We start from the raw sequence: 23525 nt of genomic DNA, 5'->3' as shown, positions 1-23525 counted from the left end.
GACCGACACAACCGCCTCGCCGACAGGAAAACGCCCGGGACCAGCCCGGGCGTTTCCGTTTCCATCTGGAGGCGACGGCTCAGTTCACCGTCAGCACCAGCGGGCTGGCCGCCTTCGGCCGCGCCGGATCGTTGCTGCTGACGCAGACGTTGCCGACATGGCGGCCTGCCGCGAGACCGCCGGTGTTGGCGGTGATGCGGTTGGCCTGGGTCGCACCCGGCAGCACCGTGCCCGACGACGGCGTGACCGCGCCGATCCAGGATCCGCCACAGGCCACTTCGCCCTGCACCCGCATCGACAGGCCGGGGAAGTTGGCGACCCGCGCCCACGCCGCGGCGGTGTTCGCCGCGTTGACGGTCAGCGCGGCGAAGGTGCCGTCGCCGTCCGGCGAGGCGTACCAGGCCCAGCTGGTCGCGTACGGCCCACGGGAATACACCGCCAGCCAGTAGCGGCCCGCCGGCAGTACGACGCCGGCCTGGCCTGCTGCCGCGAGGTTGAGGCCGATGTTGCTGCCCGACAGCTGCACCCCCGGCCCGTTGAGCGGGCTGGTGTAGCTCCACGCCGCCGCCGCTGCCGCGTTGACCGGATTGCCGGCCGGCACGCCGTTCGCGTCTGGATAGATCGCCCAGCCGAGGCTGGACGCGGCGCTGGTCAACGCCGAGCCGCCGACGACGAAGCCCTCGGTGAACAACGAGGTGAGGCGGGTCTCGCCCTGCAGCACGAAGTCGTCCGCGGCCAGCGCCGCGACCGGCGCGCCCGCATCGGTACGCCAGGTGGCGCGGAAGCCGTTGGTCAGCGCGCCGCGGTTGCGGTCGGCCGGCGTCAGCGAGCCCGTGCCGGTATTGGCCACCGAGTAGATCAGCGGCGAACCGCCGACGTTCCCGACCGACCCCGCGACCGTGCCCGAGCTGCCCGCGGCCAGCGACAGCGCCAGCACCTCGGGCAGGCGGACCACCGGCGGCAGCACCGACACCGCGATCGGCAGGTGCAGCGGCGGGCGCTGCGTGCCGAGGACCGGACCGCTGGCCTCCAGCACCATCTCGCCGAAGCGCCAGGTGCCGTCGGCCGGGATCGCCGTGCTGTTGACGGTCACGCGCACCGTGACGCTCGCGCCCGGCGCAGCCTTGACGATCGACGGGCTGGCCGTCGCGTTGAGGCCGGTGAAGCGCACGCGCCAGCTCGACGACGTGGCGTGCGGGTTGCGGAACGTGCGAGTGAACGTACAGCTGCGGTAGCAGTTGCCGTCGGCCATGCTCGGCTGGTTCAGCGCCGAGACGTCGCCGCCCTGCGCCGGATCGGCCGCCAGGTAGCGCGCGCCGGTCTCGTGCATGACGAGGCCCGCGTTGATCGCCTGGTCGACGCGGATGCGGCCGGCGCCGCGTGCGAAGGGATCCGCCAGGGTCACGGTGTCTTCGGTGAAGACCTGGGCCGTGGCGGTCATCATCAGCGCCGACTTGATCTCCGGCACCGACCAGCCCGGACGCGCCTGGCGGATCAGACCGGCCGCGCCGGCGTGGTGCGGCGAGGACATCGACGTGCCGTTGTAGAGATCCAGCGCGTTCTCGAAGCCGGTGATCGTGGTGCCGGCAACGACGGCGAGGATGCTGACGCCCGGCGCGGTGACGTCCGGCTTGACCAGATCGAAGGTGCCCGCCGGACCGCGCGAGCTGAAGGCGCCGAGCGCGTCGGCGACGTTCGGCGTCACCAGCGGCGGGAACGCGATGCCGGCGGTGGCATCGGGATGCGCATTCGCGAAATCGCGCAGCGCGTTGCCTTCCGACAGCGACACGCCGAAGGCCGGCACCGTGGTGCCCGGCACCGACGGGATCAGACCCGCCTCGGCGTTGTTGGCGACGACCACGGCGATCGCGCCGGCGGCGGCCGCGTTGTTGACCTTGTCGGTGAACGGACACGTGCCGCGGCGCACGATCGCGATCGCGCCCTGGAACGTGCCGGCCGGCAGCGCGGCGCAGGCGTCGTTGGCGCTGTCGATGCCGGGGCTGGCCTTCAGCGGCGTGGTGCCCGGGATCGTCGCGGCGTGCGGCACGCCGCCGGTGCCTTCATTGATCAGCAGCGGCGACAGCGGTTCCGGCACGGGCGCAGGACCGGTGACGTTGAGCGCGAGCGCGAACGCGCCGCGGCCGTGCTGGGCAGCTGCAGTCGACGCAACCCACGGCTCCAGGTGGCCCATCGTGTTCGGGCCCGGGCCGCTGTTGCCGGCCGAGGCGGCGATGTAGATGCCCGCGTCCGTCGCACCGAGGAAGGCCAGCGACACCGCCTCGCCCCACGGCTGCGCGCCGCCGCCGATCGAATAGTTGATGACGTCGATGATGCCGTCGGCCACCGCCTGGTTGACCGCGGCCACCGCCGACACGTTCGGGCACAGGCCCTGGCCGGTCGCGGTGTTGGTGTAGCAGATGTCGTAGGCGACGATGTTCGCGCGCGGCGCGACACCCGAAATCCGGCGCGCGTTGCCGCGGAACACGACGTCGCGGCGGTTGCCGGCGGCCGTCGACGCGACGTGGCTGCCGTGGCCGTTGGTGTCGCCGAAGCCGGGTTCCTCGCGGATGTTGGGCTGGCCGCAGGTGTTGCCCGGCGCCCCGCAGACGAAGTTGTAGCCGCCGATCAGCTTGTCGTTGCAGCGGCCCGCATCGACCTCGCCCGGTGCGCAGGTGCCGAGATAGGTGTTGCTGCCGAGCGGATTGACGTGCTGGTAGCCGTCGACCGGATCGACCGCAGCGAACGACGGCGCGCCGAAGTTGATGCCCGAGTCGAGGATGCCGAACACGACGCCTTCGCCCTGGAACGCGGCGGTGGCGCCGGGATTGGTGCCGGCCCAGACGGGCTCGACGCCGATCAGGCGCGGGCCGGTGTCGGTGTCCTGCGGATACTCGTGGTAGGCCTCGACGAAGCGGACCTCGGGCAGCGTGGCGACGCGCGCGGCCTCGTTCGCGTCGAGCGCGACGACGATGCCGTTGACCGCGTGCTGCATGCGGCGCTCGACATCGAGCGGACGGCCCAGGCGCAATGCCATCGCACCCTCGATGTCGCGCTGCCGGGTCTGCAGGTAGCCGACGTAGCTGCGTGCGGCCGCACTCCGGGTGTCGAGGCGCAGCTTGCCACGCGCATTGGCCGTGCGCTGCGGCGCGGCGAGGCCCTGGATCTCGCCGCGGTAGGCGCCGAGTGCCGGATCCTGGAACACGACGATGTAGCGCTCGGGCGATGCGGAAACCGCCGGCGCCGTCGCGACAGGCGCTTGCGAACGGCCACCGGCAGTGGCGACCGGCGTCGCGGCGGCATCGCCACCGAACCAGCCGGCGACCTGGGAGCCGGCCGACGCCAGCGCGGACTGCGCGGCGGGGACACGGGACGGAAGCACGGTGCTGGCGACCGCCAGGGCGGCCAGCCCCAGCAACGCCGAACCCACGCCGAACCTGCGGATACGAGACATGCGGTGTTCCCCTCGGAGATGACACTGGATTGAGCGCGTGCGATGCGGCGGAAGCTTCGCCGCGGCATCGACTTCCCGGTCCGGCGACGCGGGCCCCTGCCCCGGCGCGTCAACGGATCTGTGACGATATATACAACTATTTCGACGCGGTGGGCGCATGAGTGCCGCACCGCGTCGTATTTATCTTTGTGCGGGCGCAGGCTGCCCTAACGCGTCGCACGTCGCGGGCGTCGCATGCGCCGGCCGATGCGGGCAGGCCGACCGAATGCGCGGCAGCGCCCCTCCACGCGCGCGCCGCCGTCCGCGTCCGGCGCTGCCGGTAGACTGGCCGCACGCCGTTCCGGCGCACCGCCCACCGTCGAGGAAGCCCATGCCGCAGCCCGTCCGCCATGCCGTGTTCGGCCACCCGGTCGCCCATTCGCTGTCGCCGCGGATCCACGCGGCCTTCGGCGCGCAGCTCGGTATCGCGGTCGACTACACCGCCATCGACGCGACGGCCGACGCGTTCCCGGACGCGCTCGCGCGGTTCGCCGCCGACGGCGGTCGCGGCGCCAACGTCACCCTGCCGCTGAAGGAAGCCGCCTTCGCGCTCGCCAACACGCGCAGCGAGCGGGCGACACGCGCCGGCGCGGTCAACACGCTGGTGCGCGAGGGCGATCACTGGCACGGCGACAACACTGACGGCGCCGGCCTGGTGCGCGATCTGACCGAGCGCCACGGCCTCGACCTGCGCGGCCGGCGCACGCTGCTGATCGGCGCAGGCGGTGCCGCGCGCGGGGTCGCCCCGGCGCTGCTCGATGCCGGGGTTGCGGACCTGTTCGTCGTCAACCGCACGCCGGCACGCGCCGATGCCCTGGCCGACGCGCTGGGCGAGCCGGGTCGCGTGCATCCACGCTATCTGGAGACGCTGGGCGAGCTCGGCGAATTCGATCTGATCGTGCACGCGACCTCCGCCGCACGTGCCGACGCGCTGCCGGCGCTGCCGCGCTCGCTGGTCGGCATGCGCACGGCGGCGGTCGACCTCAGCTACGGCGAGGTCGCGGTGCCGTTCCTGGCATGGGCACAGGCGCATGGCGCGCACGAGACGATCGACGGCCTGGGCATGCTGGTCGAACAGGCGGCCGAGAGCTTCGCCCTGTGGCACGGCGTGCGCCCGCAGACCGACGCCATCTACGCCGCGCTGCACGCGCGCGACGCGTCACTGGTCACCGCCGACTGAGCGCAGCGCCGCATGCACGCCGACACGAGCGAAGTGCTCCTGCTGCTGTCGCAGCTGCCCGTGCTGGTGCCGACCCTGATCGGCCTCGGCATCGCCCTGGCGCTGGTCGCGCAGCGTCGCGCGACGCTCGGCGCCGCCGGCCGCCTGGGGCTGCTCGGCTTCGGCCTGATCGCCCTGACGACGCTGGCCTCGTCGCTGTTCTACTGGCTGATGCAGGTGCTGCTGCTGCGCGGGCACCTGCCGCCCGATCTGATGCAACTGACCTTCACCGCCGGCGGCATCGCGTTCTCGGTGCTGACCGCTGCGGGCTTCGTGCTCGTCGCGCTGGCGATCACCCGCCGCCCGCCGGGCTGAGCCGATGGATTGTCGCCCCGGGTGCGCCGCCTGCTGCATCGCGCCGTCGATCACCTCGCCGATCCCGGGCATGCCCCACGGCAAGCCCGCCGGCACGCCGTGCGTGCAGCTCGACGAGCGGCTCGGATGCCGCCTGTTCGGCAAGCCGGAGCGTCCCGCGTTCTGCGCGTCGCTGCGTCCCGCGGCGGACATGTGCGGCGATTCGAGGGAGATCGCGTTCGCGATGCTCGACCGGCTCGAGCGGTTGACGGCGCCCTGAGGCGCGGCGGGCTTACGTTCGTCCAGATGGATTGCCGCCCATGCACATGGCGCGGTGCTTTCTGTCCCGGTTGCCTGATGCGAGCAACGCTGTGGCAACGGGCCACTGCTTGGTGTCGATCTCTCTGTCGCGCGCGGAACGGTGACGCCTGTTGCACGGGGTCTGAGGTCGGCGCTTTCTATCCGCATAGCGCTTGCGTGCTCTCGCCGTTGCGCCTGCGCGTTCGGGGCTCGCTTCTCCGCCTTTCGATGCGCTCTGGCTCTGGCTCTGGCTTGGGCTTGGGCTGTTGGTCTCTCGAGCCGTAAAGCGAGCCGAGCATCGCAGGGCTGCGAGGCCGAAGAGCAGCCCATGTCTGAGCGCAGCGAGTTTGGGCTGCGTGCCTCGCGGACCGAGAAGCGCAGGGGCCCGGCGCGGCGCAGCCGCGTCGGCTCGTGTCCGGCGACGGCGGTTTTGCTTACTTTTGCCAAGACAAAAGTAAGCCGCGCGAACAGCGCGGAAGCTCTGTTCTTCGCGGGTCAGCAGACTCGCGCGACAGCAGGGAAAGAAAAGAGCGAAATCAATTGCAGAGCTTTCGCCCGCTTGCGCGCGCGAGTTCCTTTTTGAAGGACCAAAAAGGAACCAAAAAGTCCTATCGCCGGACACTCGCCGATGCAATGAAGCCGCATCGGTGCCCTCCGCTCCCCGCCTGACGCGGCACGGCGCCCAAACTCGCTTCGCTCAGACACGGGCGCCTCTTCGGCCGCGCCAGCCTTCGGTGCTCGGCTCGCTTTACGGCTCGGTAAAGCCGGAAGCAAAGCAACATCAAAACCGGAGCCAAAGCCAAAGCCAAAGCCAAAGCCGGAGCCGGAGCTAGAGCCGGAGCCGGAGCCGGAGCCGGAGCCGGAGCCGGAGCCGGAGCCGGAGCCGGAGCCCAAACTAGTGGGCATCACACGCAAGCCCATTGCAGCATCAGTCGCAACTGCGAAAACCCGCAGAAGCACATCTCACCGATACCGCGCCTCCAGCAGATCCAGCTCCCGCACCAACCGCCGTGCGACCTCGTCCGAAATCGTCCGCTGCCGCGCGAGCTCGTAGACGCGCCGTCGCTCGGCCTGCATGCCGGCGAGACGCAGGGCGCGTTCGGCGTCGTCGGCGCGCCGCAGCTCGGCGGCGTCCACGCCGCCGCTGCCGTCGCGCCTGATCCGCTCCTCGTACAGCGCCATGACCCGCACCGCCGCGCTGGCATAGAGATCGGGATTGGCGGTCGCCGCAGGCAGCGCGTGCTGCGCGCGTTCGACCGCGGCGACGGCGGCGACCGCGGCCTCGTGCCGGGCATGGTCGAGTTCGCGGTCGTCGTCGCGCGCTTCCGGCACGTCGAGGTCGCGCAGCAGGCGCGGCAGCGCGAGGCTGCCGAGCAGCAGCGAGAGGATGATCACGGCCGCGGCCAGGAAAATCGCCAGGTCGCGGGTCGGAAACGGCGCGCCGTCGGGCAACAGCAGGGGCAGCGTCAGCACGCCGGCGAGGGTGATCGCGCCGCGCACACCGGCCAGCGACATCGCCGCGACCAGCCGCCATTCGGGCTTGCGCGGCGGCAGGCCCGCGCCCCGCGCGCGGTACAGGCCGATGCGCAGCGTCACCCACACCCACGTGAAGCGCAGCGCGAACAGGCCGGCGTAGATCGCGACGACGTAGATCGCCAGCCACCACGGATCGACATGGCCGGCCTCGCGCACCGATGCGACCGCGCGCTGCAGGATCCACGGCAGCTGCTCGCCGAGCAGCACGAAGATGATGCCGTTGAGCGAGAACTGCACCGTGTCCCAGACCGCGGCGCGCTGCACGCGCGTGGTCGCCAGCGCGCGGCCGCTGAGCTCGACGTAGCTCATCGTGATGCCGGCCGCGACCGCGGCGAGGATGCCCGACGCCGCGATCTGTTCGGCGATCAGATACGCGCCGAACGGCGTCAGCAGGCTGATCAGGATCGGCGTGCCGGCCTCTTCGCCGAACAGGCGCGAGATCAGCGCATGCCCGCGGTTGATCGCGATCGTCAGCGCCACGCCGACCGCGATGCCCGCCAGCGCGACCCAGACGAAGGTCAGCGACGCGGACGCCAGCGAGAACGTGCCGGTCATCGCCGCGGCGACCGCGAAGCGGAAGCACACCAGGCCCGAGGCGTCGTTGAGCAGCGACTCGCCTTCGAGGATGTGCATGACGCGCTTGGGGATCGGCGCGCGCGCCGCGATCGACGACACCGCCACCGGATCGGTCGGCGACAGGATCGCCGCGAGCGCGAACGCCACCGCGAGCGGCATCACCGGGATCAGCCAGTGGATCAGGAAACCCGCGCCGACGACGGTGAACACCACCAGTCCCAGCGCCAGCTGCAGGATCACGCGGCGGTCGCGGAACAAGCCGTCCTTGGGAATGCGCCAGCCGTCGAGGAACAGCAGCGGCGGCAGGAACAGCACGAAAAACAGGTGCGGATCCAGGGTCACCCCCTGGCCGAAGACGCCGGCGATGGTCGCGCCGAGCGCGATCTGCACCACCGGCAGCGGCAACGGCAGCCAGCGCGGCAGCACCCGGGCCAGGTAACCGCTGGCGACGACCGCCAGCAGCATCACCAGCACGACCTCGATCGAATGCATCCCGCACCGCTGCCTGGCAGGCCATCGGCGGCCCGGCCGCCACGATACCGCCGACGGCCGCCGATCCGCGGGGCGCCGACGCGCGGACGCCCGCAGGTTGCGACGTCGGACAGCCGCGGTTTCGGACCACCTGCGCCGCCAGCCAAGCGCCATGCAGCGACGCGCGCCTAGAATCGAGCCTCGTCTCCGCTTTCCGGTACCGCCATGTCCCCCGCCACCAATCCGCTGCTCGATTTCTCCGGCCTGCCCCGTTTCGATGCGATCGAACCGGCGCACATCCAGCCTGCGATCGACGTGCTGGTGACCGAGGCCGAAGCGGCCGTCGCCGTCGCCGGCCGGATGCAGCCGGTCGGCTGGCAGACCGTGGTCGCGCCGCTGGAGGATGCGACCGAACGCCTCGCGCGCGCCTGGCACCAGGTCAGCCATCTCAACGCGGTGGTCAACACGCCCGACCTGCGCGCGGCCTACAACGCGGCGTTGCCGAAGGTCACCGCGTTCTTCAGCGCGCTGGGCCAGGATGCGGCGCTGTTCGCGCAGTACCAGGCGCTGGCCGACCAGGCCGACGCGCTGGGGCTGGACGTCGTGCGCCGGCGCGTCGTCGACAACGCCCTGCGCGACTTCCGCCTGGGCGGCGCGGCGCTCGAGCCCGACGCGAAGGCGCGCTTCGCCGAGATCCAGCAGGCGCTCGCCGCGCTGGGCGCGCAGTTCTCCGAACACGTGCTCGATGCGACCGACGCGTTCGCCTACATCGCGTCCAGCGACACCGAGCTCGCCGGCCTGCCCGCCGATGTCGTCGCGGCCGCGCGCGCCGCCGCCCAGGCGGACGGCGTCGACGGCTGGAAGCTGACGCTGCAGATGCCGGTCTATCTGCCGGTGCAGACCTATGCCGACGATCGCGGCCTGCGCGAGCGGCTGTACCGCGCGTTCGGTCTGCGCGCGTCGGAGTCCGGCCCCGCCGAACTCGACAACGGCCCGCTGATCGCGCGCATTCTCGCGCTGCGCACCGAGCAGGCCGCGCTGCTCGGGTTCGCCAGCTACGCCGAGCTGTCGCTGGCGACCAAGATGGCCACCGGGCCCGACGAGGTGCAGACCTTCCTGCGCGACCTCGCCGCGCGCGCGACGCCGCACGCGCGCCAGGACCGCGCCGAGCTCGAGGCCTTCGCGCGCGACACGCTGGGGCTCGACACGCTCGAGCCCTGGGACATCGCCTGGGCCAGCGACAAGCTGCGCCAGGCGCGCTACAGCTATTCCGCGCAGACGGTGAAGCAGTACTTCACCGAGGACCGCGTGCTCGCCGGGCTGTTCGATGTCGTGCAGGCGCTGTACGGCCTGCGGGTCGAACCCGACACCGCGCCGACCTGGCATCCGGACGTGCGCTTCCATCGCCTGGTCGATGCCGACGGCCGCCTGGTCGGCCAGTTCTATCTCGACCTCTACGCGCGCACCGGCAAGCGCGGCGGCGCGTGGATGGACGACTGCCGCAACCGGCGCGAGCGCGACGACGGCAGCCAGACGCCGCTGGTGCAGCTGGTCTGCAACTTCGGCAAGGGCGGCGACGGCACGCCGGCCACGTTCACCCACACCGAAGTGATCACCCTCTTCCACGAAATGGGCCACGGCCTGCACCAGTTGCTGACCGCGATCGGCGAATTGCCGGTCGCGGGCATCAACGGCGTGGAATGGGACGCGGTGGAACTGCCGAGCCAGTTCATGGAGAACTTCTGCTGGGAATGGGATCGCGTGCAGGCGATGACCGCGCACGTCGACACCGGCGCGCCGTTGCCGAGCGAGCTCTTCGACAAGATGCTGGCGGCGCGCAATTTCCAGAGCGGCCTGCAGACGCTGCGCCAGATCGAGTTCGCGCTGTTCGACATGCAGCTGCATGCCGGCTTCGATCCCGCGCAGGACGACGTGCTGCAACTGCTCGAACGCGTACGTGACGAAGTCGCCGTGAACCGCACGCCGGCCTGGCACCGGTTCCCGCACCAGTTCAGCCACATCTTCGCCGGCGGCTATGCGGCCGGCTACTACAGCTACAAATGGGCCGAAGTGCTGAGCGCGGACGCGTACGCCGCGTTCGAGGAAGCGCCGGAACAGGTGGCCGACACCGGCGCACGCTTCCGCAGCGAGATCCTCGCGCGCGGCGGCAGCCGGCCGGCGATCGAGAACTTCCGCGCGTTCCGCGGCCGCGACCCGGACCTCGCCGCGCTGCTGCGCCATGGCGGCATGGCGGCCTGACGCCGCAGCAGCGGCAGACGGACGCCGCGGCTCGCGCGGGGCCGTCGGTCCGGCACGCGGACGCCGGGCCGGAGCGGCATCGGCATCGCCCGTGGCGGCGCGGCCTGCCCCGCGTCAGGTGGCCGAGCGAAGGCGTGGCGGCCGTCCCCGGTGTGCGATCCGCAGCGCGCGTGCTCGTGCACCGCCGGCACTCCACGCCATCACGACCCCGGTGCTAGCCTCGCGCCCGTCCTCCACGGGCAACCGGCCGTCCCGCGGCAAGCGCCGCTGCGCCCGGTCCCGTATCGCCACCGCTTTCGGAGTCGCTCCATGCGCCTGCTCGTCCTGCTGCTGTCGCTCGCCATGCCGCTGGTCGCGTGGCTGTCCCAGACCGGTGCCTTCGGCCCGGACCAGGGCACGATCTCGGACCGCTATCCCACGCTGCTGGTCGCCGCCGGCTATGCGTTTTCGGTGTGGGGCCTGATCTTCCTGCTCGATGTGGCCTACGCCGTCTGGCAGGCCACCGGCGCGCGTCGTCGCGACGCGACGCTGGCGCGCATCGCGCCGGCGGCCGCGCTCGGATTCTTCCTGACGGCGATCTGGATGCCGCTGTTCTCGGCCGGGCTGTTCTGGCTGTGCGTACTGGTGATCTTCGGTGCGCTGGCGGCGCTGGCCTGGTGCGCGGTGCAGCTCTCGCGGCCGGGCGCGGCATCGGGCCGCCGGCTCGCTTGGCTGGCGCTGTCGATCCACGCCGGCTGGCTGTCGCTGGCCGCGTTCCTCAATCTCGCGCAGACCGTCGTCGCCTACCGCCTGCTGCCGAGCGGCGACATGCTCGCGTGGAGCGCGGCGCTGTGGGTCGCCGCCGCCGTGGTGCTGCTGGCGCTGAACGCGCGCATGCGCGGCAACGTCGCGTATCTGGCGATCGCCTGGTGGGGCCTGGTCGCCGTCTACCTCCGGCAGTCGCAGGCCGAGCTGCCCGGTGCCGCGACGTCCGCCTGGATCGCGGTCGCGCTCGCGGCGCTGCTGACCCTGCAGACCGCGTGGCTGCGCCTGCGCGCCCGCACCTGATTCCCACCCCGACGAGGCCGTCATGACCCGATCGCTCCGCTTCTTCCCGTCCCTGTCGCTGGCCATGCTGGCGCTCGCCGGCGCTGGTGCCGCCACCGCGCAGGTCAGCACCTCGCCGCTCGAACAATCCGATGCCGCCCCGGTCACCTCGCCAGCCAGCGGTCGCCAGACCGGACTGGTCACCTTCGGCGACGCCGACGGCCAGGAGGTCATCGTGCGCTCCTACGAGCCCGCGTCCGCGCAGACCGATGCCTACCGCCTGCACTTCGAGGCGCTCGACGCCGATGGCGACGGGTTCATCGACCGCGCCGAAGCGGTGTCGCATCCGACGCTGCGGTCGGAATTCGGCGGCGTCGACGCGAACGGCGACGGTCGTCTGAGCCGCGAGGAACTGCGCGGCTGGATCCGCTGATCCCGCGCGCGCCGTGCGACATCCGGTCGCGCGGTCGCCGCCTGCGCCGGTGGTAGCCTGAGCGCCCGCCGGCCGCGCCGGCTGCGCCGCACCTTGATGCCATGTCCGAACGATCCCGCACCGGCCTGCTGGTCGCCGTCATCCTGGCGCTGCTGGCCGGCATGTTCATCGGTGCGCTGGGCACGACGGTGCTGCTGCGCACCAGCATCGGTTCGGCCGGCGACCTGAAGGCGCGCGAGGCGATCGCCTTGCAGGCGCTGATCGCGGCGCCCGACGGCATTGCCGGACCCGACCTCGTCCACGCGCGTGCGACCCAGGCCTTCGCGGCCAGCTTCGTCAATGCCGCGGCGTCGCTCGACGCGACCGCATCGCTGGAGGACCGTCAGCGCATCGTCGACATCGCGCGCTGGATCGACGCCGGCGACGCGCTGTCTGCGCAGGACGCCAGCGGTGCATCGATCTGGGCGCAGGCTGCGGCGGCCTGCATCGTCGCGACACCCGATGCGCCGCGCGATGCCGCGACATGCGTCAAGGCAGCGGCGCCGGCCGCGGTCACGCCGACGCCCGACTGACGCTGCAAACGGCTGCCGGCAGCGCGGCGCGACCTGCGGCGACGTGCGCTCGTTGCCGCCACCGCGCCCCGGACACGACGACGCCCGGCCTGGACCGGGCGTCGTGCTTCAAAGCGACCGGATCCGCGCAGCGCGCGGCCGGCCTGCGCGTCTTAGTCGCGCGACTGGCTGACGACGCGGCCGTCTTCCGGATCCAGCTTCAGATCGACGCGCTGGCCTTCGGCGGTATCCGCTTCCGCCTTCCACATGCCGTCGTCGAACTCGACGTCCTCGATGCGGGTGAAACCCGCGGCGGTCAGCTTGGCGCGGATATCGGCCTCGCCGAGATTGGTCGCGCCCGCGGTCTCCGGATACACGCGGCCGGTCGCCGGGTCCAGGCGCACGTCGATCTTGTTGCCGTTGGCGTCGGTGACGTCGGCCTTATCTCGGTGTAACCGCCTTCGGTCAGCGCGGCGCGCACCTGGGCGCTCGTCATCGCATCGGCGGCCGGCGCGGTCTGCGCCGACGCGGCACCGGCGGCGGCGAGCGACAGGGCCAGCACCAGGCCACGGGTTGCGGCTGCATGGGTCATCGGACTTCTCCTGCGTTGGGGTGGCCGGAGTCTTGGCCCCGCACTGCGATGCCGGAGTGAATACGGCCCGGTCGGCGTCAGCATCGATTCACCCGCGCCGCCCCGATCACGCGTCCAGCAGTTCCCGCAGATCGTCGACGAAGCCGGCGTAGGCCTCGGCGCGCGCCGCGTCGTCGGCCTGGCGCAGGACCCACGATGGATGCACCGTCGCGAACGCACGGATGCCGTCGTCGCGGGTGCGCCAGACGCCGCGCGATTCGGTCAGGCGAATGCCCGGGCCGAACACCGCGCGCGCCGCGGACGCACCGAGGCAGACGATGCGCGCCGGACGCACCAGCGCGATCTCGCGCTGCAGCCAGCCGTTGCAGGCATTGATGTGGGCGACACCCGGCTTGCTGTGGATGCGCCGCTTGCCGCGCGGCTCGAAGCGGAAATGCTTGACCGCATTGGTCAGGTACAGCGTGTCGCGGGCGATGCCGAGCTCGTCGAGCGCACGCGCGAACAGGCGCCCGGCCGGGCCGACGAAGGGCCGGCCGCTGAGATCCTCCTCGTCGCCCGGCTGTTCGCCGACGATCATCGTCCGCGCATCCGACGGACCTTCGCCGAACACGGTCTGGGTCGCGGGCTCCCACAACGGACAGCGGCGGCAGTCGCGCGCCTCCTCGCGCAGCGCCTCGAGCGTGCCGGCCGCGACCGGCGCGGGCTGGGGCGCGTCGGGAATACGCCGCCGCGGCGCTTCGTGTTCGCGCTCGGCCATCTCGCGCACGCGCACGCCGGCATCGCGGATCAGCGTCGGCAGCAGCGCCGCCTCGGGCAGGTGCTTCCAGTACTTCTGCGGCATCTCGCTGCGCATCATCGTCGGATTGAGACGCGCGGGATTGAAGATGTGGCCGTAGTACGTGCGCCACAGATCCTCGTTGGCGTCGTCGGCGGGCGCATCGGCGCGCGTGCCGCCGCCCGCGAACGCCAGCGTGCTGCCGTCCCACAGCGCGGTGCGGTACGGGGTCACGATCGCCCAGCGCATGCCGGTGAAGCGACGCATGAAGAACGGCGCGACGCGGTCGACGATGGCATGGTCGGGTTCGAACCACGCGACGTACTGCTCGTCCGCGCCCGGCACCGCGCGGAAGCGCACGAAGGCCTTCATCTTGTGGGTGTCGCGACGGATCGCCTGCGCGAGGATGCGCGCGCGGTGCACGTCGGGATCGGCCATGCGCTGCAGCAGCGCGCGCTCCCCGTGGGCGATCCGCCACAGCATCCGGTACAGCAGACCGTGGCGGTCTGGATCGCGATGGCACAGCACCGCATCGGCGAGCCCCATGAATTCCGACGGCACGCGCGGCGCCGGCCGGGTCGCGGGCAGCGCGCGGACGTCGAGGCCACCGAGCAGCGAGCCCTGCGCGCCCCCGGTCCAGTCGATGCGGTCCGGCGGGATGTCGGCACACAGCGCCGCGCGTGCCGCCGTGCGCCACGCGACCGGGTCCCAGGGCGGTTCGACGGACGCGGCAACGGTGTCCTGCCCACGCGGCGCCGGCGGGAACAGGCTCATGCGACGTGCACCGGGTGGTCCATGTCGCCACGCCCGTTGATCGCGCAAGGCGCGACGCGCCAGCCATGCGAACCGGCATGCGTGGATGGCACGCAGTCTCCGCCGTCGTGCCGCAGACGCGGCTGCCGGCGAACGGGTGGCGCACCGGGGAACGGGCGCACCCGCACCGGACGGTGCGACGCCGCCGCATGCCGCATCAGAACAGGCTCGCCTGCCGCGGTTGCGGCGCCAGTTCGTGGCGCAGGCGCACCGGATCGTCGAGGCGCTGGCGCGGATGGTGGCCGGGCACCTGCACGAAGGGCATGACCTTCTTCAGCGGCACCCGCAGCCGCGACAGGTCGTCGAGCCGCAGCGCGCCGTGCGGCCGCGCGATCAGGATGCGATCGACGGTCTTGGTGCCGAGGCCCGGCACCCGCAGCAGCAGTTCGCGTGGCGCGCGGTTGACGTCGACCGGAAAGCTGGCCGGGTTGCGCAGCGCCCACGCGAGCTTGGGATCGATGTCGAGGTCGAGCATGCCGGCGCCGCGCGCGGGATCGTCGTCGTTGGCAGCGCCCGAGGATGCGTCCGGCGTGATCTCGTCGACGTCGAAGCCGTAGAAGCGCAGCAGCCAGTCGGCCTGGTAGAGCCGGTGTTCGCGCTGCAGCGGCGGCGCCTGCAGTGGCAGCGTCTTCGACGCGTCGGGAATCGGGCTGAACGCCGAGTAGTAGACGCGGCGCATGCGGTAGGTGCCGTACATGCGGTTGCTGGCTTCGAGGATGCGCCGGTCGTCGGCGCCGTCCGCGCCGACGATCATCTGGGTGCTCTGGCCGGCGGGCGCGAAGCGGGGAATCTTGGCCCGCACCGCATTGGAGATCGTGCGCTTGCGGCTGCGCGCTTCCTTGCCTTCGTCGATGCGCCACTTGAGTTCGCCCATCGCGCCATGGATGCCCGCGTGGGTCTTCTCCGGGGCCAGCGCGGTCATGCCGGCCTCGGTCGGCAGCTCGATGTTGATGCTGAGCCGGTCGGCGTAGCGGCCCGCGGCGGCGAGCAGCTCGGGCGCGGCGTCGGGAATCGTCTTGAGGTGGATGTAGCCGCCGAAGCGGTGGTCTTCGCGCAGGCTGCGCGCGACCTCGACCAGCTGCTCCATCGTGTAGTCGCCGTTGCGGATGATGCCGCTCGACAGGAACAGGCCTTCGATGTAGTTGCGCTTGTAGAAGTCCAGCGTCAGCTTGACGACTTCCTCGGTCGCGAAACGCGCGCGGCGCACGTTGCTCGACACGCGGTTGACGCAGTAGGCGCAGTCGAAGACGCAGAAGTTCGTCAGCAGGATCTTCAGCAGCGACACGCAACGGCCGTCGGGCGTGTACGAGTGGCAGATGCCCATGCCCTCGGTGCTGCCGATGCCGCCGGTATTGCGCGAGTCACGCTTGCCCGCGCCGCTGGACGCGCAGGAGGCGTCGTACTTGGCGGCGTCGGCGAGGATGGCGAGTTTTTCGGTCAGGTTCACCCATGCACGCTGCCCGACGGCCGTCTCAATCCGTGAGATCGGGGATGAACGTGCTGGAGGCGCTGCGACACGGCGACGCATTCACATTGCCTGCCCGCGCCGCCCGGTAGCGTGGCACCCGGGTCTGTCGTTCCGTGCAGCCCGAATGACCGGGGCGTCGCACCATCAAGACCATGCTGCAATCTCGACTTCGCGCGCCGGCGCTGGCGGTGGCGGGCCTGTCCCTGCTGCTGGCCGGCTGCGGCGGCCCGCAGTCCGCGCTGAATCCGGCCGGGCCCGCCGCGGCCGCGATCGCCCAGGGCTGGTGGCTGATGACCGCCGTGTTCACCGCCGTGTGGGTGCTCGTGCTCGCGCTGCTGTGGCTGGCCCTGCGCCGCCGCGACGAGGACAGTGCGCTGCGGCAGCCGCGGCGGCTGATCATCATCGGCGGGTTCGTGCTGCCGACCGTCGTCGTCGCCGCGCTGCTGGTCTACGGCACCCTGACCAGCGCCCGCGTCACCGGCCACGACAGCGATGTCGACGCGGTCGTCGAAGTGACCGCGCGCCAGTGGCAATGGCATTTCCGCTATCTCGACGCGGACGGCCAGGTCATCGGCGAGAGCATCGACGAACTGGCCGTGCCCGTCGGGCGGATGGTCGAGTACCGCATCACCAGCGACGACGTCATCCACAGCTTCTGGATCCCGCGGCTCGGCGGCAAGATCGATGCGATCCCCGGCCGGGTCAACACGCTGCGCCTGCGCGCCGACCAGCGCACGCCGATGCGCGGCCAGTGCGCGGAGTTCTGCGGACTCGAACACGCACGCATGGTGTTCCCGGTGCGCGTGCTCGATGCCGACGCGATCGCGGGCTGGCTCGCGGACCGCCCGCCACCACCCGCCGCGGAGCCCCCTTCCACTGACGCGCCGGCCGGCCGCGCGCCGTCGCGCCACGCCCCCGCCGAGGATGTGCTGTGAGCCGCACCGGTCCCGACCACACGATTCCCACGCCGGGCGACCATCTGCGCCACAACGAGCGGCTGGCGACGCTGGACCGCGTCTGGGCCAATGGCCGCGGCCTCGTCGGCCAGCTGACCGCGGTGAACCATTCGACGATCGCGTTCCGCTTCATCGCGACCGGCTTCGCGTTCCTGCTGATCGGCGGCCTGCTGTCGATGTTCATCCGCCTGCAGCTGGCGTGGCCGGGCGCGCAGGTGCTCGATCCGCAGCGCTACGCGCAGTTCGTGACCATGCACGGCACGACGATGATGTTCCTGTTCGCGGTGCCGATCATGGAAGGCTTCGCGATGTACCTGATCCCGAAGATGATCGGCGCGCGCGACCTGCCGTTCCCGCGGCTGTCGGCCTTCGGCTGGTGGTGCTACCTGTTCGGCGGCCTGTTCCTGTATTCGAGCTTCCTGTTCGGCGCAGCGCCCGAGGGCGGCTGGTTCATGTACACGCCGCTGACCGACAAGACCTATTCGCCCGGCATGGGCCCGGACTTCTGGCTGATCGGCGTGACCTTCGCCGAGATCGCGGCGGTCACCGCGGCGATCGAGCTGATCGTCGCGATCCTGATCACGCGCGCGCCGGGCATGGACCTGCGGCGCATGCCGCTGTTCGCGTGGGCGGTGCTGGTCACGGCCTTCATGATCGCGTTCGGCTTTCCGCCGCTGATCCTGGCCAGCATCCTGCTCGAGATCCAGCGCGCGTTCGACTTCGCGTTCTTCGAGGTCGGCCGCGGCGGCGATCCGCTGCTGTGGCAGCACCTGTTCTGGCTGTTCGGTCATCCCGAGGTCTACATCATCTTCCTGCCGGCGGCGGGCGTGGTGTCGATGGTGATTCCGACCTTCGCGCGGCGCCCGGTCGTGGGCTACACGTGGATCGTGCTGGCGCTGGTCGCGACCGGCTTCCTCAGCTTCGGGCTGTGGGTGCACCATATGTTCGCGGTCGGCATCCCGCTGCTGGCGCTGGCGTTCTTCAGCGCGGCGAGCATGGCGGTGGCGATCCCGACGGGCATCCAGATCTTCGCGTGGATCGCCACGCTGTGGGCGGGCAAACCCTGGTTGCGCGTGCCGATGCTCTACATCATCGGCTTCTTCGTGGTGTTCGTCTGCGGCGGGCTGACCGGGGTCATGCTGGCTTTCGTGCCGTTCGACTGGCAGGCACACGACACCCATTTCGTCGTCGCCCATCTGCATTACGTGCTGATCGGCGGGCTGATGTTCCCGCTGTTCGCCGGGCTCTATTACTGGCTGCCGCTGGCGAGCGGGCGCATGCCCAGCGAATCGTTGAGCCGCAGCGGCTTCTGGCTGCTGTTCATCGGCTTCAACCTGACCTTCCTGCCGATGCACATCACCGGTCTGGCGGGCATGCCGCGCCGCGTCGATTCCTACTCGATGGAACTCGGCGTGCAGTGGCTCAACCTGCTCTCGACGGCGGCCGGCTTCGTCATGGCGGTCGGCATGATCGCGATCCTCATCGACGTCGCGCTGTGCTTCCGCCTGGGACGTCGCGCGGTCGAGAACCCGTGGCAGGCCGGCACGCTGGAATGGGCACTGCCGCAGCCGGTACCGAACTACAACTTCGCATCGGTGCCGCACGTCGACGGCCGTTATCCGTTGTGGGACCGGCCGGCGATCGCCGACGAGACACGCCGCACCGACGGCCTGCTCGGCGAAGCGCACGACGGCCAGCGCGAGCTGCTCGGCACCGGCATCCAGTCGGCGCAGCCCGAGCAGGTGATCCGGATCTCGCAGTCGACCTGGCTGCCGCTGGTCGGCGCGCTGATGATCGCGGTGCTGCTGACGGGCTTCATCGCCTCGCAGTACTGGGTGTCGCTGCTGATGCTGGTGCCGCTGCTCGGGCTGTTCCTGCGCTGGGCGTGGACCACCGGCCATCGCGATGCGCCGGACGACATCGAGGTCGCGCCGGGCCTGCGGTTGCCGACGCAGTATTCCGCGCGCAACGCGCCGGGCTGGTGGGCGCTGGTCGCGTCGCTGCTGATCGACGGCTCGCTGTTCGCATCCCTGGTGTTCGCGTATTTCTACCTGTGGCTCGGTGCCCCGGTCTGGCCGCCTGCGGGTTCGACGATCCCCGATCTGCCCGTGGCCGTGGCGGCGCTGGCGGCGTTGCTGGTCGCGTGGTTCGCGGCGACCCGCGTGCCGGGCGCCGCGGCGGCGACGCGACGCGGCACGGCGATCGCCTGGTCGCTGGCGGCGATCGGCGCCGGCATCGCCTTCACCGTGCTGCAGCTGGTGGCTGTCTCCGGCGCCACCGCAGCGCCGCAGCAGCATGCCTATGCGTCGGTGGTGTGGACGCTGGCCGGGTTCCACATCGTGCACGTCGTCGTCGCGCTGCTGGTCGGCGGTTTCGTCGCGCTGCGGCTCCACCGTGGCCGCGCCGGTGGCGTGCGCACGCTGGAACCGCGGATCGCGACCGGTCTGTGGCGCTACGTCGTCGGCCAGGGCGTGATCACACTGGCGGTGCTGCATCTGCTGCCGAGGTGGCTGTGAGCAGCGCGCCATCGCTGATGAAGGTGTCGGCGCCGCTCGCGGTGTGGGCGCTGCACTTCACCGTGGTCTACAGCCTGCAGGGCATCGCCTGCGCGCGCGATGTCTGGCGCGAGCCGGTCGCCGGCCTGGAACCGGTCACCTGGGCGCTGTCGCTTCTCACCGTGCTGGCGCTGGCGGCGATCGCCGCGCTCGGCCTGCGTGCAGGACAGCGCTGGCGTCGTCTGCGCGTTACCGATACCGGTCGCGCCGCGTCCCAGCGCGACCTGTTCCTGATCGCGCTGACCGGGCTGACCGCGCTGCTGTCGGCGATCGCGGTCGTGTTCACCGCAGTGCCGGTCGCCCTGCTCCCCACCTGCTGACGGCGACGACGCCCTCGCCCCCACCGAGACCCCGATGCGCAAGGATCTGAAACAACCCGTGCCGCAGACGCAGAGCCACACCGTCGAGAGTGTGGTCGCGATCGCCAAGCACCCGATCCATCCGATGCTGGTGACGTTCCCCATCGCGTTCCTCAGCGTCGTGGTCGTCACCGACCTGCTGTTCCTGTGGCTGCGGGCGCCGTTCTGGGCCGAGTTGTCGTTCTGGCTCAACGTCGCCGGTCTGGCGATGGGCCTGATCGCCGGCGTGTTCGGCACGATCGACATGATGTCGATCCGCGTCGTGCGCCGGCACGTCTCGGCGTGGAACCACTTCATCGTCGCGGTGATGGTGCTGGCGATGGCCGCGCTCGGCGTCTGGCTGCGCCTGCCCGACCACGTCGCGGCCGTCTGGCCCTGGGGCCTGCTGTCGTCGTCGATGATGGCGGTGCTGGTCGGCGTGGCCGGCTGGCTCGGCGGTACGCTGAGCTTCCGCCACGGCGTCGGCGTCTACGGCGACGAGGACCCGGAGCTGGCGGAAGGCAAGGACAGCAAGCCGCCGGCGGAGTGAGCGGCCGGCGTCATCCCGGCGCGGACGTTTCGGGATTCGAGGACGGCATCGGGCGGACGCGCTTCGCGATCCACTGCCTCGCACTGCTTCCTGTAGGAGCGCGCTCGGGCGCGATGCCGTTGGCGTTGCGCACGGTGGACGCCGCCGCCACCCCACCTCGCGTCTGCAACGACAACGGCGGCCCGTCGCGACACGTTTGCGATGTCCGATTTCCGCGCGACGGAGGCCGCTCGCCCGGTCGCGCGCGAGCGCGCTCCTACAAAGGCGGTCGCGCGATCAGACGCATGGGAATGGCGTGTGACCCAACGGCGGCTCGTTCGGGACTTCGAGGCACACGAACCACCGCGCCACCCGTCGAATCCGGATCAACGCAGCGGCGAAGACTCGGCACGCGCGACGCGAGCCATCGGCTCACAGCGTCGGCGCATCCTCCAGCCCCGGCACCAGCTCGGTATCGGCCGCACGTTGCGTCGGCGGCGGCGGCAGATCGCCGACGGTCTCCGGCTTGGCACCGGTCAAGGCGGCGATGCCGAGCAGGAACGCCAGCGGTGCCCAGCCGACGACGCGGTAGAACACCGGTCCGTGGCGGTCGCGATCCTGGCCGAGTTCGTACAGCAGCAGACCGAAGTACAGGTGCATCAGCACCGCCAGCGCGACGACGACGAGCTTGAGCACCAGCCACGCCCCGGTCGGATTCCAGGCGATGAGCACCATGCCCGCGAGGATCGTAACGATCGCCGCCGGCGTCATGATCCAGAAGAACAGCGTGTTGGTGACCGGATTCCAGAACGCGTCGTCGGCATCGAGCTCGCGCCGGTGCCGCGCGACGAACAGCCGCGGCAGGAAGAACAGGCCGGCGAACCAGATCGTCATCGCGAGGATGTGCAGGACTTTGAGCCAGAAATACACCGGCAGCTCCGGAAATCGATGGCGCAGTGTGGCGCATCCCGCATCAACGGGCGGTGCATGCGGGCGTGGCCGTCGACGCGATGTCCCGCGATGCGCTGCTACCGTCGCCGCATGATCCGTGTCCCGTTCCGCCGCGCCCTGCTGGCCGGCCTGGCCGCCTGCCTGGCGCCTGCCGCGCACGCGGTCCTGCCCGAAGGCGACCCGCCGACGCTGGCGACGTCGTGGACGTTCTCGCCCTGGCTGCTCGTGCCGCTGCTGCTGGGCACCTCTCTGTACGCCCTGGGCGTCGCGCGGCTGTGGGCGCGCGCGGGCCGCGGGCGTGGCGTGAGCCGCCTCGAAGTCGCGGCCTTCGCCGCCGGCATCGCCGCGATAAGCATGGCGATGGTGTGGCCGCTCGACGCCTTCGGCGAATACGCGCTCAGCGCGCACATGGGCCAGCACATGACCCTGCTGGCGCTGGCGCCGCCGCTGCTGCTCGCCGCGCGGCCGTTCGCCGTCGCGAGCGTGGCCCTGCCGCGGCGTGCGGCGCATGCGCTGCATCGTGGGCTGCATCGGCCGATGACCGCGCTGGCGCGTGCGTTGACGCCGGCGACGATCGTCCACGTCGCGGTGATGTGGGGCTGGCACCTGCCCGGCGCGACGACCGCCGCGCTCGGCAGCGAGCCGCTGCACTGGGCCATGCACGCGAGCTTCCTGCTCGCGGGACTGTGGTTCTGGGCCGCGGTCTGGCGCCGGCTGCGTGCGCCCGATGCGGGCGCGACCTCGGGCCTGGTGGCGCTGGTCGCGGTGATGATGCCGATGGGATTCCTCGGCGCCCTGCTGACGTTCGCGCCGCGGCTGCTGTATCCGGTCTACACCGACCGCGCGATGCTGGTCGGCCTCGATCCGCTAGTCGACCAGCAGCTGGCCGGGCTGGTGATGTGGGTGCCGGGCGCGCTGCCGTATCTGGCCGTCGGCATGTGGCTGCTGGTCGCGCTGTTCCGTCGCACCGAACGGCGTGCGCACGCCGTGTCGCGTCGCCCCGGCGGCGACGCGTGAACACCCGCTGGTGGCGCCTGGCGCTGTGGCTGTGCGGCTACCTCGGCATGGCGCTGTTGCCGATGGCGATCGCGCTGAGCGGCGATCCGCCCGCGGCACGCGGCCGGCTCGTCGAGACCGGCGCGATGCTCGGACTGCTCGGGCTCGGCGTGCTCGCGGCGCAGGCGCTGACCTCGGGCCGCCAGCGCTGGGTCGCGCGCGGACTGGGCCAGGACGACGTGCTGCAGTTCCATCGTCAGACCGGCCTGCTCGGCTGGGGGCTGGTGTTCGCGCATCCGCTGACGATGGTGCTGGGCGACGTGCGCTTTCTCGACTATCTGGATCCGCGCGCCGACTGGCTGCGCGCGTCGGCGCTGTGGACCGTGCTGCTGTCGGTGACGTGGCTGGCGGCGACGTCGCTGTGGCGGCTGTCGTTCGGCCTGTCGTACGAGCACTGGCGCCTGCTGCACGGCGCGCTGGCGTTGCTGGTCGTGACGCTGGGCCTGGGCCATGCGCTGATGGTCGGGCACTACACCGGCCCGTGGTGGAAGCAGGCCGCACTCGCGCTGGTCGTCGGCGCGTCGCTGGTCGCGGTGCTCGAGACCCGGGTGCTGCGGCCCCGACGCCTGCAGCGACGGCCGTGGACCGTGCGGTCGCTGACCACCGAACGCGACGGCAGCCACACGCTGACGCTGCAGCCGCGCGGCCACGACGGCCTGCGGTTCCGGCCCGGCCAGTACGCGTGGATCACGCTCGGTGCGACGCCATGGCGCCTGCAACAGCATCCGTTCTCGATCAGCTCCAGCGCGGACGAGGCGGCGCTGGCGTTCACGATCAAGCCGCTCGGCGATTTCACCGGCCGGCTCGCGGCGACCGCGGCGCCGGGCGACACCGCCTTCGTCGAAGGGCCCTACGGCGAGTTCGCCTACCGGCCGGAGGTGTCCGAACACGGCGCGGTGCTGCTCGCCGGCGGCGTCGGCATCACGCCGATGATAAGCATGCTGCGCACCGCGCGCGATCGCGGCGCGACGGCGCCGCTGCTGCTGCTCTACGGCAGCCCGGCCTGGGACGAGGTGCTGTTCCGCGACGAGCTTGCTGCGCTGGCCGGCGTGCTGCCGCTGACCGTCGTGCACGTGCTCGAGACCGGCCACGACGGCTGGACGGGCGAGACCGGCCATCTCGACGCGGACCTGCTCGCGCGTCATCTGCCGGCGGACATCACGCGCCGGTGCGCCTACGTCTGCGGTCCCGAGGTCATGGCCGATGCGGTCGAGCCGGTCTTGCGCCGGCACGGCGTGGGGTCGGAGCGGCTGTACTCCGAACGCTTCGGGCTGGTGTGACGATGGTCCGCCGCCCGCTCGCCTGGAGCCCCGCTCGATGATGCATCGCCACCTGCG

General features: G+C 71.5%; 19 protein-coding genes. 13 read left to right on the top strand and 6 right to left on the bottom strand.

What is annotated here, in order from left to right; all coding sequences use genetic code 11:
* Positions 1-79 precede the first annotated feature (79 nt).
* On the bottom strand, positions 80-3451 hold the full coding sequence (locus tag CJ022_RS14530; RefSeq protein ID WP_143704002.1) for a S8 family serine peptidase: 3372 nt from the start codon (positions 3449-3451) through the stop codon (positions 80-82).
* Positions 3452-3821: 370 nt separating this feature from the next.
* Here CJ022_RS14530 and aroE point away from each other — a divergent pair, with 370 nt between their 5' ends.
* From aroE to CJ022_RS14515, 3 genes are read left to right on the top strand one after another with little or no spacing between them, the layout of a single operon-like run.
* Complete coding sequence (gene aroE, locus CJ022_RS14525) at positions 3822-4670, top strand: shikimate dehydrogenase (RefSeq protein WP_101927333.1); 849 nt, start codon at positions 3822-3824, stop codon at positions 4668-4670.
* A 12-nt stretch (positions 4671-4682) separates the two neighbouring features.
* Positions 4683-5024 carry a hypothetical protein gene (locus CJ022_RS14520; protein WP_101927332.1) on the top strand — a complete coding sequence of 114 codons (342 nt, stop codon included), beginning with the start codon at positions 4683-4685 and terminating at the stop codon, positions 5022-5024.
* A 4-nt stretch (positions 5025-5028) separates the two neighbouring features.
* Positions 5029-5283 (top strand): YkgJ family cysteine cluster protein, encoded by a 255-nt coding sequence (locus CJ022_RS14515; protein WP_101927331.1) that lies wholly within the window; start codon positions 5029-5031, stop codon positions 5281-5283.
* A 983-nt stretch (positions 5284-6266) separates the two neighbouring features.
* Here the strand turns inward: CJ022_RS14515 and CJ022_RS14505 are convergent.
* Entirely contained in the window at positions 6267-7907 is a 1641-nt protein-coding gene (locus CJ022_RS14505) for a Na+/H+ antiporter (protein ID WP_101927329.1), read from the bottom strand.
* A gap of 204 nt (positions 7908-8111) precedes the next feature.
* On the opposite strand from CJ022_RS14505, the gene CJ022_RS14500 reads away from it, so the two are divergent.
* From CJ022_RS14500 to CJ022_RS14485, 4 genes are all read left to right on the top strand, one after another.
* Entirely contained in the window at positions 8112-10145 is a 2034-nt protein-coding gene (locus CJ022_RS14500) for a M3 family metallopeptidase (protein ID WP_101927328.1), read from the top strand.
* Positions 10146-10454: 309 nt separating this feature from the next.
* On the top strand, positions 10455-11192 hold the full coding sequence (locus CJ022_RS14495; protein WP_101927327.1) for a hypothetical protein: 738 nt from the start codon (positions 10455-10457) through the stop codon (positions 11190-11192).
* Between the two features lie 22 nt (positions 11193-11214).
* The gene (locus tag CJ022_RS14490; RefSeq protein ID WP_101927571.1) at positions 11215-11604 is read left to right on the top strand and encodes an EF-hand domain-containing protein; all 390 of its coding nucleotides are present in this window, start codon (positions 11215-11217) and stop codon (positions 11602-11604) included.
* 101 nt (positions 11605-11705) lie between these two features.
* On the top strand, positions 11706-12176 hold the full coding sequence (locus tag CJ022_RS14485) for a hypothetical protein (protein WP_101927326.1): 471 nt from the start codon (positions 11706-11708) through the stop codon (positions 12174-12176).
* A gap of 152 nt (positions 12177-12328) precedes the next feature.
* Here the strand turns inward: CJ022_RS14485 and CJ022_RS17140 are convergent, their stop codons facing one another.
* The 3 genes from CJ022_RS17140 to CJ022_RS14470 all read right to left on the bottom strand — a co-directional run bounded on the left by CJ022_RS17140 (position 12329) and on the right by CJ022_RS14470 (position 15782).
* Positions 12329-12559, bottom strand: a complete 231-nt coding sequence (locus CJ022_RS17140; protein WP_158238434.1) for a PepSY domain-containing protein — start codon at positions 12557-12559, stop codon at positions 12329-12331.
* A 294-nt stretch (positions 12560-12853) separates the two neighbouring features.
* On the bottom strand, positions 12854-14296 hold the full coding sequence (locus CJ022_RS14475) for a UdgX family uracil-DNA binding protein (RefSeq protein ID WP_101927324.1): 1443 nt from the start codon (positions 14294-14296) through the stop codon (positions 12854-12856).
* A gap of 196 nt (positions 14297-14492) precedes the next feature.
* Positions 14493-15782 (bottom strand): putative DNA modification/repair radical SAM protein, encoded by a 1290-nt coding sequence (locus CJ022_RS14470; RefSeq protein ID WP_101927323.1) that lies wholly within the window; start codon positions 15780-15782, stop codon positions 14493-14495.
* Between the two features lie 173 nt (positions 15783-15955).
* On the opposite strand from CJ022_RS14470, the gene coxB reads away from it, so the two are divergent.
* From coxB to CJ022_RS14450, 4 genes are read left to right on the top strand one after another with little or no spacing between them, the layout of a single operon-like run.
* Positions 15956-16738 carry a cytochrome c oxidase subunit II gene (gene coxB / locus CJ022_RS14465; protein WP_101927322.1) on the top strand — a complete coding sequence of 261 codons (783 nt, stop codon included), beginning with the start codon at positions 15956-15958 and terminating at the stop codon, positions 16736-16738.
* A complete protein-coding gene (gene ctaD / locus CJ022_RS14460) occupies positions 16735-19275 on the top strand; it encodes a cytochrome c oxidase subunit I (RefSeq protein ID WP_101927321.1) in 2541 nt (846 codons plus the stop codon). The genes coxB and ctaD overlap by 4 nt, the downstream gene beginning before the upstream one ends.
* Positions 19272-19634, top strand: coding sequence for a hypothetical protein (locus tag CJ022_RS14455; RefSeq protein WP_101927320.1), 363 nt, complete (start codon positions 19272-19274; stop codon positions 19632-19634). Before ctaD ends, CJ022_RS14455 begins: the two co-directional genes overlap by 4 nt.
* 34 nt (positions 19635-19668) lie before the next feature.
* Positions 19669-20202 (top strand): DUF2231 domain-containing protein, encoded by a 534-nt coding sequence (locus CJ022_RS14450; RefSeq protein ID WP_101927319.1) that lies wholly within the window; start codon positions 19669-19671, stop codon positions 20200-20202.
* A gap of 411 nt (positions 20203-20613) precedes the next feature.
* Here CJ022_RS14450 and CJ022_RS14445 read toward each other — a convergent pair whose 3' ends face one another.
* Positions 20614-21111 (bottom strand): CopD family protein, encoded by a 498-nt coding sequence (locus CJ022_RS14445; RefSeq protein ID WP_101927318.1) that lies wholly within the window; start codon positions 21109-21111, stop codon positions 20614-20616.
* A gap of 111 nt (positions 21112-21222) precedes the next feature.
* Here CJ022_RS14445 and CJ022_RS14440 point away from each other — a divergent pair, with 111 nt between their 5' ends.
* Complete coding sequence (locus CJ022_RS14440; protein WP_101927570.1) at positions 21223-22149, top strand: cytochrome c oxidase assembly protein; 927 nt, start codon at positions 21223-21225, stop codon at positions 22147-22149.
* Complete coding sequence (locus CJ022_RS14435; protein ID WP_199171562.1) at positions 22146-23468, top strand: ferredoxin reductase family protein; 1323 nt, start codon at positions 22146-22148, stop codon at positions 23466-23468. Before CJ022_RS14440 ends, CJ022_RS14435 begins: the two co-directional genes overlap by 4 nt.
* Positions 23469-23525 lie beyond the last annotated feature (57 nt).

The organism is Luteimonas rhizosphaerae (genome assembly GCF_002849595.1).
Taxonomy (GTDB): Bacteria; Pseudomonadota; Gammaproteobacteria; order Xanthomonadales; family Xanthomonadaceae; genus Luteimonas; species Luteimonas cellulosilyticus.
This window is presented reverse-complemented; position numbering and strand designations above follow the sequence as displayed.